27 protein-coding genes are annotated in these 14,198 nt (G+C 54.3%); all 27 read right to left on the bottom strand.

All coding sequences use genetic code 11. The features are described 5' to 3' along the window. Nucleotides 1-93: 93 nt before the first annotated feature. Nucleotides 94-1,104 carry a DNA-directed RNA polymerase subunit alpha gene (locus IFT84_RS15390; RefSeq protein ID WP_192120900.1) on the bottom strand — a complete coding sequence of 337 codons (1,011 nt, stop codon included), beginning with the start codon at nt 1,102-1,104 and terminating at the stop codon, nt 94-96. 93 nt (nt 1,105-1,197) lie between these two features. Then, on the bottom strand, nt 1,198-1,587 hold the full coding sequence (gene rpsK / locus IFT84_RS15395) for a 30S ribosomal protein S11 (protein ID WP_192120902.1): 390 nt from the start codon (nt 1,585-1,587) through the stop codon (nt 1,198-1,200). Nucleotides 1,588-1,699: 112 nt separating this feature from the next. Further along, the gene (gene rpsM / locus IFT84_RS15400; RefSeq protein WP_192120904.1) at nt 1,700-2,068 is read right to left on the bottom strand and encodes a 30S ribosomal protein S13; all 369 of its coding nucleotides are present in this window, start codon (nt 2,066-2,068) and stop codon (nt 1,700-1,702) included. A 179-nt stretch (nt 2,069-2,247) separates the two neighbouring features. Continuing rightward, a complete protein-coding gene (locus tag IFT84_RS15405) occupies nt 2,248-2,832 on the bottom strand; it encodes an adenylate kinase (RefSeq protein ID WP_192120906.1) in 585 nt (194 codons plus the stop codon). Next, nucleotides 2,829-4,169: a preprotein translocase subunit SecY gene (gene secY, locus IFT84_RS15410; protein WP_192120908.1), complete on the bottom strand. Its 1,341-nt coding sequence runs from the start codon at nt 4,167-4,169 to the stop codon at nt 2,829-2,831. Before secY ends, IFT84_RS15405 begins: the two co-directional genes overlap by 4 nt. A gap of 210 nt (nt 4,170-4,379) precedes the next feature. Then, entirely contained in the window at nt 4,380-4,850 is a 471-nt protein-coding gene (gene rplO / locus IFT84_RS15415; RefSeq protein ID WP_192120910.1) for a 50S ribosomal protein L15, read from the bottom strand. 14 nt (nt 4,851-4,864) lie between these two features. Then, nucleotides 4,865-5,065: a 50S ribosomal protein L30 gene (gene rpmD / locus IFT84_RS15420; protein ID WP_192120912.1), complete on the bottom strand. Its 201-nt coding sequence runs from the start codon at nt 5,063-5,065 to the stop codon at nt 4,865-4,867. A gap of 12 nt (nt 5,066-5,077) precedes the next feature. Next, on the bottom strand, nt 5,078-5,647 hold the full coding sequence (rpsE, locus tag IFT84_RS15425) for a 30S ribosomal protein S5 (RefSeq protein ID WP_192120914.1): 570 nt from the start codon (nt 5,645-5,647) through the stop codon (nt 5,078-5,080). Nucleotides 5,648-5,761: 114 nt separating this feature from the next. Continuing rightward, complete coding sequence (rplR, locus tag IFT84_RS15430) at nt 5,762-6,124, bottom strand: 50S ribosomal protein L18 (protein WP_192120916.1); 363 nt, start codon at nt 6,122-6,124, stop codon at nt 5,762-5,764. Nucleotides 6,125-6,136: 12 nt separating this feature from the next. Then, nucleotides 6,137-6,670: a 50S ribosomal protein L6 gene (gene rplF, locus IFT84_RS15435; RefSeq protein ID WP_192120918.1), complete on the bottom strand. Its 534-nt coding sequence runs from the start codon at nt 6,668-6,670 to the stop codon at nt 6,137-6,139. A gap of 41 nt (nt 6,671-6,711) precedes the next feature. Next, complete coding sequence (gene rpsH / locus IFT84_RS15440; RefSeq protein ID WP_192120920.1) at nt 6,712-7,110, bottom strand: 30S ribosomal protein S8; 399 nt, start codon at nt 7,108-7,110, stop codon at nt 6,712-6,714. 12 nt (nt 7,111-7,122) lie between these two features. Beyond that, the gene (gene rpsN, locus IFT84_RS15445; RefSeq protein ID WP_192120921.1) at nt 7,123-7,428 is read right to left on the bottom strand and encodes a 30S ribosomal protein S14; all 306 of its coding nucleotides are present in this window, start codon (nt 7,426-7,428) and stop codon (nt 7,123-7,125) included. Between the two features lie 34 nt (nt 7,429-7,462). Beyond that, entirely contained in the window at nt 7,463-8,020 is a 558-nt protein-coding gene (rplE, locus tag IFT84_RS15450; RefSeq protein WP_192120923.1) for a 50S ribosomal protein L5, read from the bottom strand. Further along, the gene (rplX, locus tag IFT84_RS15455; protein WP_192120925.1) at nt 8,013-8,324 is read right to left on the bottom strand and encodes a 50S ribosomal protein L24; all 312 of its coding nucleotides are present in this window, start codon (nt 8,322-8,324) and stop codon (nt 8,013-8,015) included. The genes rplE and rplX overlap by 8 nt, the downstream gene beginning before the upstream one ends. Before the next feature lie 12 nt (nt 8,325-8,336). Then, on the bottom strand, nt 8,337-8,705 hold the full coding sequence (rplN, locus tag IFT84_RS15460; protein ID WP_029620133.1) for a 50S ribosomal protein L14: 369 nt from the start codon (nt 8,703-8,705) through the stop codon (nt 8,337-8,339). Nucleotides 8,706-8,876: 171 nt separating this feature from the next. Next, the gene (rpsQ, locus tag IFT84_RS15465) at nt 8,877-9,113 is read right to left on the bottom strand and encodes a 30S ribosomal protein S17 (RefSeq protein ID WP_192120927.1); all 237 of its coding nucleotides are present in this window, start codon (nt 9,111-9,113) and stop codon (nt 8,877-8,879) included. A gap of 13 nt (nt 9,114-9,126) precedes the next feature. After that, complete coding sequence (gene rpmC, locus IFT84_RS15470) at nt 9,127-9,327, bottom strand: 50S ribosomal protein L29 (RefSeq protein WP_192120929.1); 201 nt, start codon at nt 9,325-9,327, stop codon at nt 9,127-9,129. Nucleotides 9,328-9,338: 11 nt separating this feature from the next. Continuing rightward, entirely contained in the window at nt 9,339-9,752 is a 414-nt protein-coding gene (rplP, locus tag IFT84_RS15475) for a 50S ribosomal protein L16 (RefSeq protein ID WP_192120931.1), read from the bottom strand. Nucleotides 9,753-9,786: 34 nt separating this feature from the next. Beyond that, nucleotides 9,787-10,497 carry a 30S ribosomal protein S3 gene (gene rpsC, locus IFT84_RS15480; protein ID WP_192120934.1) on the bottom strand — a complete coding sequence of 237 codons (711 nt, stop codon included), beginning with the start codon at nt 10,495-10,497 and terminating at the stop codon, nt 9,787-9,789. Continuing rightward, on the bottom strand, nt 10,497-10,886 hold the full coding sequence (rplV, locus tag IFT84_RS15485) for a 50S ribosomal protein L22 (RefSeq protein ID WP_192120935.1): 390 nt from the start codon (nt 10,884-10,886) through the stop codon (nt 10,497-10,499). Before rplV ends, rpsC begins: the two co-directional genes overlap by 1 nt. A 2-nt stretch (nt 10,887-10,888) precedes the next feature. Beyond that, entirely contained in the window at nt 10,889-11,167 is a 279-nt protein-coding gene (gene rpsS / locus IFT84_RS15490; protein ID WP_192120938.1) for a 30S ribosomal protein S19, read from the bottom strand. A gap of 15 nt (nt 11,168-11,182) precedes the next feature. After that, nucleotides 11,183-12,019 carry a 50S ribosomal protein L2 gene (gene rplB / locus IFT84_RS15495; RefSeq protein WP_192120940.1) on the bottom strand — a complete coding sequence of 279 codons (837 nt, stop codon included), beginning with the start codon at nt 12,017-12,019 and terminating at the stop codon, nt 11,183-11,185. Nucleotides 12,020-12,063: 44 nt separating this feature from the next. Next, complete coding sequence (locus IFT84_RS15500) at nt 12,064-12,357, bottom strand: 50S ribosomal protein L23 (RefSeq protein ID WP_192120942.1); 294 nt, start codon at nt 12,355-12,357, stop codon at nt 12,064-12,066. Further along, complete coding sequence (rplD, locus tag IFT84_RS15505; RefSeq protein WP_192120944.1) at nt 12,354-12,974, bottom strand: 50S ribosomal protein L4; 621 nt, start codon at nt 12,972-12,974, stop codon at nt 12,354-12,356. Before rplD ends, IFT84_RS15500 begins: the two co-directional genes overlap by 4 nt. Next, complete coding sequence (rplC, locus tag IFT84_RS15510; protein WP_192120946.1) at nt 12,974-13,669, bottom strand: 50S ribosomal protein L3; 696 nt, start codon at nt 13,667-13,669, stop codon at nt 12,974-12,976. Before rplC ends, rplD begins: the two co-directional genes overlap by 1 nt. Nucleotides 13,670-13,697: 28 nt before the next feature. Continuing rightward, the gene (rpsJ, locus tag IFT84_RS15515) at nt 13,698-14,006 is read right to left on the bottom strand and encodes a 30S ribosomal protein S10 (protein ID WP_003507767.1); all 309 of its coding nucleotides are present in this window, start codon (nt 14,004-14,006) and stop codon (nt 13,698-13,700) included. A gap of 123 nt (nt 14,007-14,129) precedes the next feature. Continuing rightward, nucleotides 14,130-14,198 (bottom strand): EF-Tu C-terminal domain-related protein (locus IFT84_RS15520; protein WP_143541087.1); only part of this gene is annotated, 69 nt, incomplete at its 5' end.

Here is a 14,198-nt window from a genome sequence, read left to right on the forward strand (position 1 = left end):
ACATGCGGGGTATGACCGCAATTTCCTGACACATGCAGGTATTCACCTGCCGTTTGACGGGGAAAGGCAGCGTTCATACACCGCCTTCATATATTAATACTGATCTTCGTAACGCTTAGCGAGATCTTCGATGTTTTCCGGCGGCCAAGCTGGCACTTCCATCCCGAGATGCAGACCCATGGATGCCAGAACTTCCTTGATCTCATTCAGTGACTTACGGCCGAAGTTCGGGGTCCGAAGCATTTCAGCTTCAGTCTTCTGAATCAGGTCGCCGATGTAAACGATATTATCGTTCTTCAGGCAGTTCGCCGAACGAACCGACAGTTCAAGCTCATCGACCTTCTTGAGAAGCGCTGGGTTGAACGCAAGTTCCGTAACCGCCTCCTCAACAGCTTCCTTCTGCGGCTCATCAAAGTTGACGAACACACCGAGCTGGTCCTGAAGAATACGAGCTGCAAATGCAATAGCATCTTCACCCGTTACCGAGCCATCGGTTTCAATCGACATGGAAAGCTTGTCGTAGTCCAGAACCTGACCTTCGCGGGTGTTCTCGACCTTGTACGATACCTTCTTCACCGGCGAATAGAGGCTGTCGACCGGAATGAGTCCAATCGGCGCATCTTCTGACCGGTTGCGGTCGGCCGGCACGTAACCCTTACCGTTGTTAACGGTGAATTCCATGCGGATTTCCGCGCCTTCGTCCAGCGTGCAGATCACATGATTCGGATTGAGGATTTCGATATCGCCGACCGTCTGGATATCACCAGCGGTAACAACACCTGGACCCTGCTTGCGCACGACCATGCGCTTGGCATCGTCACCATCCATCTTGATGGCGATTTCTTTGATATTCAAAACGATATCGGTGACATCTTCACGGACACCGGGAATCGACGAGAATTCATGGAGAACGCCGTCAATCTGCACGGCTGTTACAGCCGCACCACGCAACGAGGAAAGCAATACGCGACGAAGCGCATTGCCCAAGGTCAAACCGAAACCCCGCTCAAGCGGCTCCGCAACAAGGCTAACCTTGGTACGACCGCTCGACGTAAACTCCACGCGGTTTGGCTTGATCAATTCCTGCCAATTTTTCTGAATCATGTCACTTGCCTTCTGTTCGTCGCCACCATCCAATCGTGACAACCGACCTATGAAGCACCGATAGCAAAGCTAGCCGATGTTGAATTCCAACACTTACACGCGACGCTTCTTGCGTGGGCGGCAACCATTGTGCGGAATCGGGGTAACGTCACGGATCGACGTGATCATGAAGCCAGCAGCCTGAAGAGCGCGAAGAGCCGATTCGCGACCGGAACCCGGACCGCAAACTTCCACTTCAAGCGACTTCATGCCATGTTCCTGTGCCTTCTTGGCGCAATCTTCGGCGGCAATCTGCGCTGCAAACGGTGTCGACTTGCGCGAGCCCTTAAAGCCCTTTGCGCCAGCGGACGACCATGCAATTGCATTGCCCTGAGCATCGGTGATCGTGATCATTGTGTTGTTGAACGACGAATTGACGTGAGCAACGCCCGACGAAATATTTTTACGTTCGCGACGGCGAACGCGTGTGGCTTCCTTGGCCATGCTAAACCTTTCTAAGATCTCTTCACCGCCGTAATACCAGCGGCTCCACCGGGAAGAGCATACCCTTGCCCGAACTTAAACGTCACCAGAGGCGCACTGCCTCCAGCCAATACTACTTCTTCTTACCAGCAATCGCCTTAGCTGGACCCTTACGTGTACGCGCATTTGTATGCGTGCGCTGACCACGAACCGGCAGACCGCGACGATGACGCAGACCGCGGTAGCAGCCCAAATCCATCAGACGCTTAATGTTCATCGAGTTTTCGCGGCGAAGATCGCCTTCAACCTGATAATCACGATCGATTGCTTCACGGATCTGCAGAACTTCTGCGTCCGTCAGCTGGTGCACACGACGTTCAGCCGGAATACCGACCTTCTCAACGATTTCCTGCGCGAATTTTGGACCAATCCCGTGAATATAACGAAGCGCAATAACAACGCGCTTGTTAGTTGGGATATTGACGCCAGCGATACGAGCCACGCCTGTTCTCCTTAGGTTATCAGTGCCTATAGGCACCCGTTTCATGATCCGATCAAACGATTTGAACGGCTCCGACAATCTCACAGCTTACGCCGCTTCAAAATGAACGGAATTTGCGGTGTCTTTGACGGACTCGCCTGGAAAAGTCAACTCCCCGGCGAATTCTAAATCCGTAACTCTTAGTCCAATCGCAAGACTTTGCGGATCGACGCAGTCACTGCATCCATATCTGCCATGCCGTCGACCGTCTTCAACTCGCCGGTTTTGGCATAGTACTCGGACAGCGGAGCTGTTTTCTCGCGATACTCATGCAAACGCGTGCGAAAGGCTTCCGGATTGTCATCTGAACGTACCACGCCGCCATTGGCAATCGTTTCGGCCACGCGACTGCGCATCCGTTCGACCAAAGCATCCTCATCGACTCTCAACTCGATGACAGCAGTCAAATCCAGACCTTTTTCCCGAAGAATGTTTGTCAAGGCTTCGGCTTGCGGAACCGTCCTCGGAAAACCGTCGAGAATAAAACCCGACTTGCAGTCGTCCATATCGATTCGATCCGACACGATTTGATTTACAATATCGTCCGAAACCAGGGCGCCGGAATCCATAACTTCCTTTGCCCGCACACCCACCGCCGTTTTTGCAGCCACCGCAGAGCGTAACATATCGCCCGTTGAAAGCTGTGGAATCGCACACGCGTCCATGATCCGCTTGGCTTGAGTCCCCTTACCTGCGCCCGGCGGCCCTAAAAAAATGACTCTCATCGTCCCCGCTTACCCCCGCGCAATTTGGATTTCTTGATCAGCCCCTCATACTGCTGAGCAATCAGATGGCCCTGAATCTGGGCAACTGTGTCGAGCGTTACACTCACCACGATCAACAGTGATGTACCACCGAGATAAAACGGCAGACCCGTCTGCGCAATGAAGATCTCCGGAATGATACAGACGAAAATCAAGTAGATTGCACCCAACACCGTGATCCGCGTCAGGACGTAATCAATATACTCAGCCGTACGTTCACCTGGCCGAATGCCCAAAATGAACCCACCGTGTTTCTTTAGATTGTCAGCAGTATCCTTCGGATTGAACACAATCGCCGTATAGAAAAATGCAAAGAACGCAATCATCGCAGCGTAGAGCACCATATACAGCGGCTTGCCGTGTCCCAAAGCCGCAACGATAGTTGTGACCCAACCTGGAAGCGTCGACGTATTTGCGAAACCGGCGAGTGTGGCTGGCAACAACAGAAGCGACGACGCAAAAATGGCCGGAATAACACCCGCAGTATTCAACTTCAGCGGCAGGTGTGACGTATCCCCCTGAACCATCCGGTTGCCGACCTGACGCTTCGGATATTGAATCAGAAGACGGCGTTGCGCACGCTCAACGAACACGATCAAGGCAATGACCGCAACGATCATGACGATGACTGCCAATATGATGGTTGTCGACAACGCGCCTGTACGACCAAGTTCCAGTGTACCCGCAAGTGCCGATGGAAGCGCCGCAACGATACCCGCAAAAATGATCAGAGAGATACCATTGCCGATTCCGCGCGACGTGATCTGCTCTCCCAGCCACATGAGGAACATCGTTCCTCCAAGCAAGGTGATAACCGTCGAAATGCGGAAGAACCAACCTGGATCGATCACCAGACCCGCGCCGCTTTCAAGGCCAACCGCGATACCGTAGGCCTGAAGTGTGCCAAGCAAAACTGTTCCGTACCGGGTATATTGGTTGATAATCTTACGCCCCGCTTCGCCTTCCTTCTTTAATTGCTCGAGCGAAGGGACGACAGACGTCATCAACTGAACGATAATAGAAGCTGAAATATATGGCATGATCCCGAGCGCGAAGATCGCCATACGACCGACGGCACCACCGGAGAACATATTGAACAGCCCGAGAATACCGCCGCTCTGGTTCTGGAACGCTTGAGCGAACGCGTCCGGGTTCAAACCTGGCAGCGGGATGTATGTGCCAAGACGGTAAACAAGAAGAGCGCCAATGGTAAACCAAAGACGCTTCTTGAGATCCTCTGCCTTCGCAAAGGTCGAAAAATTCAAATTGGATGCGAGTTGTTCCGCTGCAGAAGCCATATCAATCTCCGCGTAACCCTCTCCGGCTCGCCAAGAAGACCGGGGCGCACACCGGAAAAAGCACAATCTTGTTCAGATACCAGGCTAAGAGACGATTGGAACAATCCTCTGATCACCGGAATCAATTCGACTCTTTCAAACCGAGAAAGAGCTGTGAGGCTCACACGCGTGGAGCAACAAGCCCGGCGTAATCGCCGGGCTTGAAAGCAATTACTCTGCAGCCGCAGACAGAAGCTTGATCGAACCGCCAGCTTTCTCAAGCTTTTCAACAGCCGACTTCGATGCACCAGCAACCTCAAGGGTTACCTTCGCGGAAATTTCGCCATCGGAAAGAACGCGAATACCGTCCTTTGCGCGACGCACGACGCCGGACGCTACCAGCGAAGCCGCGTCAATGGTCTGGCTCGCATCAAGCTTGCCCGCATCGATAGCTGTCTGGATACGACCCAGCGACACAACAACAAAATCAGATTTGAAAATGTTATTGAAGCCACGCTTTGGAAGACGACGGTAGATAGGCATCTGACCGCCTTCGAAGCCGTTGATAGCAACGCCCGAACGGGATTTCTGACCCTTCACACCACGACCGCCGGTCTTGCCGGAGCCCGAGCCGATACCACGACCAACACGCTTGCGCGGCTTGGACGAGCCTTCGTTATCAGTGATTTCATTCAGTTTCATCTGGACTACTCCGCTCACTTCTCTTCGACAACGCGAACGAGATGCTGCACTGCCCGGATCATACCGCGGACGGCTGGGGTATCTTCCAACGTACGACGACGGTGCATTTTGTTCAAGCCGAGGCCAATAAGCGTTTGACGCTGTGAAGCCGGGCGGCGAATGGGGCTACCGATCTGTTCGACGGTAACGGTTTTGCCTTCTGATGCATTAACCATGATCAGACTTCCTTATTCTTCCGAGACCACACCAGCGGACTCACGACGTGCTTGCAAAGTTGCAAACTTGAGGCCACGCTGAGAAGCGATATCTTTCGGATGCATCTGGTTCTTCAGGGCATCGAACGTTGCACGGATCATGTTGTACGGGTTCGACGAACCGGTCGATTTTGCAACAACATCGTGCATGCCGAGCGTCTCAAATACCGCGCGCATCGGACCACCAGCGATGATACCGGTACCGGCCTTTGCCGAACGCAGCAGAACCTTACCAGCGCCGTGACGACCCTGTACATCGTGATGCAGCGTACGGCCGGAGCGCAATGGCACGAAAATCAATTCGCGCTTTGCAGCTTCCGTTGCCTTACGGATTGCTTCGGGAACTTCACGAGCCTTGCCGTGTCCGAAACCGACGCGACCCTTCTGGTCACCAACAACGACGAGCGCCGCAAAACCGAAGCGACGACCACCCTTAACAACCTTGGCAACGCGATTGATGGCAACCAGCTTGTCAACAAACTCGCTGTCGCGCTCTTCGCGTCCCTGGCGATCTTCACGCGAAGACCGTTTTTCCTGTGCCATTGTCCTTTTCCTTTTTCTTTTCCGGTGCAATCGGCAGATTGACAGACGTAACCCGGCGTGAAGCCGGGCTACAATGATACATGAAAAAACCAGAGAGTGACTCTGGTTAGCAGCTTAGAAGTTCAAGCCACCTTCACGCGCAGCATCGGCCAAAGCCTTGATGCGACCATGATAGATAAACGCACCACGATCAAACACGACGTCTGTAACGCCGGCCTGAGATGCGCGCTCTGCCAGCAGCTTGCCAACGGCAGCAGCAGCAGATGTATCTGCACCCGTCTTCAACGAACCGCGAAGACCTGTATCGAGTGTGGAAGCGGACGCAAGCGTCTTACCGGCCACATCGTCGATAACCTGTGCATAAATGTTCTTCGACGAGCGATGAACCGAGAGACGAGGACGGCCATTGGCGACCGCCTTGAGTTGACGACGCACGCGGCTGGCGCGACGCACAAGAGTATCTTTCCTGCTAGCCATTTCGCGTGATCCTTACTTCTTCTTGCCTTCTTTGCGGACAATCCGCTCTTCGGCATACTTGACGCCCTTGCCCTTGTAGGGCTCCGGACCGCGATACTCGCGGATCTCAGCGGCTACTTGGCCGACCTGCTGTTTGTTGATGCCGGAAATAATGATTTCCGTTGGCTTCGGCACAGCAATCGAGATGCCTTCAGGCGTCTGGTAAACGACGTCATGGCTGAAACCGAGAGCTAACTGAAGGTCCTTGCCCTTCAGAGTGGCGCGGTAACCGACGCCATTGATTTCGAGCTTCCGCTCGAAGCCGTCTTTAACACCCTTGAAGATGTTCTCTACCATGGTGCGAGACATGCCCCACTTGGAGCGAGCATCTTTGGATTGGTCCGCTGGCGTGATAACAACTGTGTTATCTTCCATCTTGACCGAGACTTCGTCGTTAGCAACGAAGATGAGTTCGCCCTTGGGGCCCTTAGCCGTCACTTTTTGACCGTCGACAGTGGCCGTGACACCTGCAGGAACCTGAACGGGCTTTTTACCGATACGAGACATTGTTCAAACCTGTCTGTCCGTTATGGAGGCCTTGCGCTGTCTTAGAAGACAGAGCAAAGAACCTCACCACCAACATTCTGTTCACGTGCTTGGTGATCGGCCATCACGCCCTTCGGAGTCGAAAGGATAGTGATACCGAGACCATTCGCGACCTGCGGAATAGACTTGACCGAGACATACACCCGGCGGCCTGGCTTCGAAACGCGGCCGATCTTGCGGATCACGGAAGCGCCTTCGTAGTACTTCAACTCAATGTTGATCTCCGACTTGCCATTGCCGAATTCAACTTCGGAATAGCCGCGGATATAGCCTTCAGCCTGCAAAACATCGAGAACGCGTGCACGGAGCTTGGACGCAGGCGTCGAAACGGACGACTTGCGGCGCGCAGCACCATTGCGGATACGGGTGAGCATATCGCCCAGCGGATCAGTCATTGCCATGTGCCCGTCTCCTTACCAGCTCGACTTGACCAGGCCCGGAATTTTTCCGAACGAGCCAAGTTCGCGAAGCGCGATACGCGACATCCGCAGTTTACGATAGAATGCACGTGGGCGACCGGTAACTTCACACCGATTGCGGATACGGGTCTTCGACCCGTCACGTGGCATTTCCGCGAGCTTCAGAGTGGCCTTGAAACGATCTTCGATCGGGAGGCTCTGGTTCTGAATGATTGCCTTCAGCGACGCTCTTTTCGAGGCCTGCTGGGAAACCAGTTTGCGGCGGCGCTTGTTCTTTTCAACTGCGCTCGTTTTCGCCATAACAGTTATCCTTCTTTACGCTTGCCGTTACGGATTACTGGCGGAATGGGAAGTTGAGCTCTGTTAACAGAGCGCGTGCTTCGTCATCCGTTTTTGCCGTCGTGCAAACGATGATATCCATGCCCCACATCTGATCAACCTTATCATAGTTGATTTCTGGGAACACAATGTGCTCCTTGATACCCATGGCGAAGTTGCCACGACCATCAAAGCTCTTCGGATTCAATCCACGGAAATCGCGAACACGAGGAAGCGCGATATTCACGAGACGATCCAAAAATTCATACATGCGAACGCCGCGCAGGGTAACCTTAGCGCCGATTGGCATATCTTCGCGAAGCTTGAAGCCAGCAATCGAGTTGCGAGCCCGCGTCACGACAGGCTTCTGACCGGCGATCGCAGCCAGATCAGCAGCAGCAATAGCAGGCTTCTTCGAGTCAGCAGTTGCTTCGCCAACACCCATATTGATCACGATCTTGTCCAGACGCGGGATCTGCATGACGTTGTCGTAAGAAAACTTTTCCTGGAGAGCCGAACGAATACGCTCAACGTATTCCTTCTTCAAACGAGGCTCATAATTGGTATCAGCCATCGATCACTTCTCCCGAACGCTTGGCCACACGGACCTTCTTTCCATCTTCCAAAACACGGAACCCAACGCGTGTCGGCTTTCCGTCCTTACCGGCAACAGCAAGGTTGGACAAATGGATAGACGCTTCCTTGTTGACAATGCCGGCTTCCTGGCTCTGGGTCTGGCGCTGGTGACGCTTCACCATATTGACGCCACGCACAACAGCACGATCTTCCTTTGGCATTACCTGGATCACTTCGCCGGTACGACCCTTGTCCTTACCGGTAAGCACGACGACACTGTCGCCTTTACGAATTTTTTGCATGTCCGTTGGTCCTTACAGTACTTCTGGAGCCAGCGAAATAATCTTCATATGGTTCTTGGCGCGCAACTCGCGCGGAACCGGTCCAAAGATACGGGTGCCGATCGGCTCTTTTTTGTTATCGATCAGAACAGCGGCGTTATTATCGAAACGGATGACACTGCCATCAGCCCGACGAATGTCCTTCGCGGTACGAACCACGACGGCCTTCATAACGTCACCCTTCTTCACGCGGCCACGCGGAATGGCTTCCTTGATCGAAACGACAATAACGTCGCCCACGGAAGCGTATTTCCGCTTTGAGCCGCCCAGCACCTTGATGCACATGACACGACGTGCGCCGGAATTATCCGCCACGTCGAGGTTTGTTTGCATCTGAATCATGTCAGGTCGCCTTTTTGTTGCTACCGAGCCGGTTGGGTCTGTACCCCCTCGCCCGGCGTTCTAAATAAGTGCAAAACAAAAGACGCTCAATTGTGAGCGTCTCCTGCTTCAAGTCCGTGTTTCATACAGATTTTTCATCAAACCGCAAGGCCCGATGGAAATCTTCTGAACTTATGCCTGGGCGATCACGACCGTCCAGCATTTATCCTTGGAAATTGGCGCACATTCCTCGATGGCTACGGCATCACCAACCTTAAACTGGTTGTTTTCATCGTGAGCCTTGTACTTCTTCGAGCGACGAACGGTCTTCTGAAAGATCGGGTGTGCGAATCGACGCTCGACGCGAACGACAACAGTCTTGTCATTCTTGTCGCTGACGACGACGCCCTGCAGAACGCGTTTCGGCATATTAATTGGTCCTTTAGGCCTTGGCTTCCGCCGCCTTCTGGCGGGCGATGGTTTTCACGCGCGCGACGTCACGACGGACCTCTTGGATACGCGAAGACTTTTCGAGCTGGCCGGTTGCCTTCTGGAAGCGCAGGTTGAACTGCTCCTTCTTCAACTTGGCAAGCTCTTCATTCAGCTGGTCGGCGCTCAATGCGCGAACGTCTGAGGCTTTCATGCTGTTTCTCCTTACTCTGCGATACGCTGCACGAAGCGCGTCTTAACAGAGAGCTTGGCAGCACCAAGACGAAGAGCCTCACGGGCTAGTTCTTCGCTGACGCCATCAATTTCAAACATGATACGGCCCGGCTTAACCTTGGCTGCCCAATACTCGACAGAACCCTTACCCTTACCCATACGGACTTCGGTAGGCTTTGCGGTGACTGGAACATCCGGGAAAATACGGATCCACACACGGCCGGCACGCTTCATGTGACGAGTGATCGCACGACGTGCTGCTTCAATCTGGCGTGCATTGACGCGATCAGGCTCCTGAGCCTTCAAACCGAACTCGCCAAATGCGAGATCGGAACCGCCCTTTGCGATGCCCTTGATGCGGCCCTTAAACTGCTTCCGGTACTTCGTACGCTTCGGCTGCAACATTTTCTTCTTCTCCGAACTGCTTGCCTAAGCGAACTTAAGCGTTTTCACGGCGACGGTTGCTGTTGCCGCCCTGAGCATCGCTCTCGGCTGCGCGACGTTCCGAAGCCATTGGATCGTGCTCAAGAATTTCGCCCTTGAAGATCCAGACCTTGATGCCGCAAATACCGAACGCTGTTTCAGCTTCCGCCGTGCCGTAGTCGATGTCAGCGCGCAGCGTGTGCAATGGAACGCGGCCTTCACGATACCATTCCGTACGCGCAATTTCCGCACCGCCAAGACGACCGCCGCAGGTGATCTTGATGCCTTCGGCGCCAAGACGCATTGCGGACTGAACGGCACGCTTCATAGCGCGACGGAACGCGATACGACGCTCAAGCTGCTGCGCGATTGACTGGGCAACCAGCGTGGCATCCACTTCCGGCTTACGGACTTCAACAATGTTGAGGTGCGTCTCGGAATTGGTCATCTCGGACAGCTTCTTGCGGAGCTTCTCGATGTCTGCGCCCTTCTTGCCGATAATCAGGCCTGGACGAGCGGAGTGAATGGTCACGCGGCATTTCTTGTGTGGACGCTCAATGACGACCTTGGAAATACCAGCCTGCTTCAGCTCTCCCATCAGGTAGGCACGGATCTTCAGGTCTTCGTGAAGAAGCTGGCCGTACTCAGCATTGTCGGCGAACCAACGGCTGTCCCAGGTACGGTTAATGCCGAGGCGGAAACCGATTGGATTGATCTTCTGACCCATTATGCGGCCTCCCCTTGCGCTTCAACTTCACGAACGACGATCGTCAAGTGCGAGAACGGCTTCTCGATGCGCGATGCGCGACCACGACCACGAGCGTGGAAACGCTTCATGGTGATGGACCGTCCAACATACGCCTCTGCAACAACCAGCGCGTCCACATCCAGATCATGGTTGTTTTCCGCGTTGGCAATTGCCGATTCGAGAGTCTTGCGAACCGTGCCAGCGATACGCTTGCGGGAGAACTCAAGTTCTGCCAGTGCACGCTCCACCTTCTTGCCGCGGATCAAAGCCGCGACAAGGTTGAGCTTTTGAGGGCTGACGCGGATCGTGCGCGCAATTGCTTGCGCCTCGTTATCCTTCAGCCGACGTTCGGCTTTTGCCTTACCCATCGTTACTTCCTCTTTGCCTTCTTGTCCGCACCATGACCATAATAGGTCCGGGTCGGAGAGAATTCACCGAACTTGTGTCCAACCATATCCTCGGAAACGGAAACCGGGATGTGCTTGCTACCGTTGTAAACACCGAATGTGAGTCCGACGAACTGAGGAAGAATGGTGGAGCGACGGCTCCACATCTTGATCACTTCGTTACGACCACCTTCGCGAACCTTCTCAGCTTTCTTGAGAAGATAGCCGTCAACAAACGGACCTTTCCATACTGAACGAGCCACTTGAGACTTCCTCTCTTACTTCTTGCGCTGATGACGCGAGCGCATGATGAATTTGTCGGTCGCCTTGTTGGAGCGAGTCCGCTTACCCTTGGTGGGTTTACCCCACGGAGTTACCGGATGACGACCACCAGACGTACGACCTTCACCACCACCATGCGGGTGATCAACCGGGTTCATAACGACACCACGAACGTGAGGACGCTTGCCGCGCCAGCGAGAACGACCCGCCTTACCATCGTTGATGTTGCCATGATCGGCGTTCGATACAGCACCAATGCTTGCAAGGCAAGAGCCGTGCACCAGACGCTGTTCACCAGACGTCAGACGCAGAATTGCCATGCCCTGATCGCGACCGACCAGCTGGGCGTATGTGCCAGCGGAACGAGCCATCTGTCCACCCTTGCCAGGCTTCATTTCCACATTGTGGATGATCGAGCCGACCGGAATGTACTGCAGCGGCATCGTGTTGCCTGGCTTGACGTCAACTGCCTTTTCGGAGGCGATGACCTTGTCGCCTGCAGCCAAACGCTGAGGCGCCAAGATGTAGGCCTGCTCACCATCAGCATAGGAGATGAGAGCGATAAACGCAGTACGGTTGGGGTCATACTCAAGACGCTGAACCGTGCCTTCGACTTCAAACTTGCGACGCTTGAAATCAACGAGACGATAGGTGCGCTTGTGACCGCCACCCTGGAAGCGTACGGTGACGCGACCAAGGTTGTTACGACCACCCTTTGACGACAGACCCTGTGTCAAAGCCTTGACAGGCTTGCCCTTGTAGAGGCCAGACCGGTCTACGATCACCAGCTGACGCTGGCTCGGGGTGATCGGATTGAAACTTTTCAATGCCATTTTCTTGTTCCCTTTTGGGTGTTTTACCCGACTGGGCCTAACCTTTAGAGTCCGGTGGAAATGTCGATAGTCTGACCGTCAGCCAATGTGACGATAGCCTTCTTGACATCCCGCTGACGACCGGCGAAGCCACGGAAACGCTTCAGTTTGCCCTTACGTAGCAGAGTGTTAACAGCCTTAACTTTAACACCGAACAGTGCTTCAATGGCGGCCTTGATTTCGGGCTTGGAAGCACCCTTGGCAACATTGAAGACAACCTGGTTCTGCTCGGAAACAAGTGTCGACTTTTCAGTGATCGATGGTGACAAGATCACGTCGTAGTGGCGAAGATCAGTCATTTGAACCGCTCCTCAAGAGCTTCGACAGCATCCTTGGAAAGGATAAGCTTTCCACGGCGCAAAATGTCGTAAACGTTGATACCCTGAATCGGCAGAACATCGATGTTCGGAATGTTCTGGGCAGCAAGCTTGAAGTTGCTATCCAGTTCCGCACCGCCGATGAACAGAGCATTGGTAATGCCAAGGCCGGACAAGGTGCCAGTCAGCAATTTCGTCTTGGCTTCATTGGCAACAAGCTGGTCCACAATGATCAAATCTTCTGAACGAAGCTTGGAGGACAGCGCATGACGCAAAGCCAATGCGCGCACCTTCTTCGGCAGATCATGAGCGTGGCTGCGAGCAACCGGACCATGAGCGCGACCACCACCACGGAACTGAGGTGCACGGGCGGAGTGGTGACGAGCGCGGCCCGTTCCCTTCTGCTTATACATCTTTGCGCCGGTGCGAGCAACTTCCGAGCGGCTCTTGGTCTTGTGTGTGCCCTGCTGCTTCTTGGCGAGCTGCCAACGAACCATGCGGGCGAGAATGTCTTCACGAGGCTCGAGGCCGAAAATGGTATCGGAGAGCGAAACCTTTCCGGCGTCTTTCCCCTCGAGGGTTGTGACGGTGAGATCCATTATTCGGCTCCCTCATTCGATGCTGCACGAATACCGGCGGGACGCGGAGCGTTGTCCGGTACATTCGCCTTGACGGCGTCACGAACAACGATCCAGGCACCCTTGGAACCGGGCACTGCACCCTTTACCAGAATGAGGCCACGATTTTCATCCGTGGAAACAACTTCAAGGTTCTGGGTTGTGATGCGTGTCTGGCCCATGTGACCAGCCATCTTCTTACCCTTGAACACCTTGCCGGGATCCTGGCGCTGACCAGTCGAACCGTGCGAACGGTGCGATACTGAGTTACCGTGCGTCGCACGACCACCGCCAAAGTTATGACGCTTCATAACACCGGCGAAACCCTTACCGATTGTCGTACCCGTCACGTCGACCAGCTGGCCGGCGATGAAGTGAGCGACCGTAATTTCAGCACCAACGTCAATCATGTTGTCCGCCGATACGCGGAACTCGACAACCTTGGCCTTCGGCTCAACGTTTGCGGCAGCGAAGTGGCCACGCAACGCGCTGGACGTGTTCTTTACCTTGGAACGACCAACGCCGAGCTGTACCGCCGTGTAGCCATTCTTATCTTCTGTGCGCTGAGCTACCACCTGGCAGTTTTCCAGCCGCAACACTGTTACAGGGATATGCTCGCCAGCGTCGTTATAGACGCGCGTCATACCCAACTTTTGTGCAATCACACCTGAACGCATCGGTTCATCCTTCCCCTAAGGCGGCGCCTTAAAGCTTGATTTCCACGTCAACACCAGCGGCCAGATCGAGCTTCATCAGCGCGTCTACGGTCTGTGGCGTCGGGTCAACGATGTCGAGGAGACGCTTGTGCGTCCGCATCTCGAACTGTTCGCGGCTCTTCTTGTCGACGTGCGGCGACCGGTTAACCGTGAATTTTTCAATCCGGGTTGGCAGCGGCACTGGCCCACGCACACTGGCACCGGTGCGCTTGGCCGTCGACACGATTTCGCGCGTGGAGGCATCGAGGATCCGGTGGTCAAACGCCTTGAGGCGGATGCGGATATTCTGGCCGTTCATTCGACTTGTCCTTATTATTGTTCCTGTGTGAACCAAAGTTCGTTCACACATGTCACTAGTCTGTCACTCAATCATGAGTCGGTGGGCGCTGATACCAGCCCCCACCCCTCAATACAAGAGCGATTACTCGACGATGGATGCCACGATGCCGGCGCCGACGGTACGGCCACCTTCACGGATCGCGAAGCGCAG

Source organism: Rhizobium sp. CFBP 8762, from assembly GCF_014841565.1.
GTDB lineage: Bacteria > Pseudomonadota > Alphaproteobacteria > Rhizobiales > Rhizobiaceae > CFBP-8762.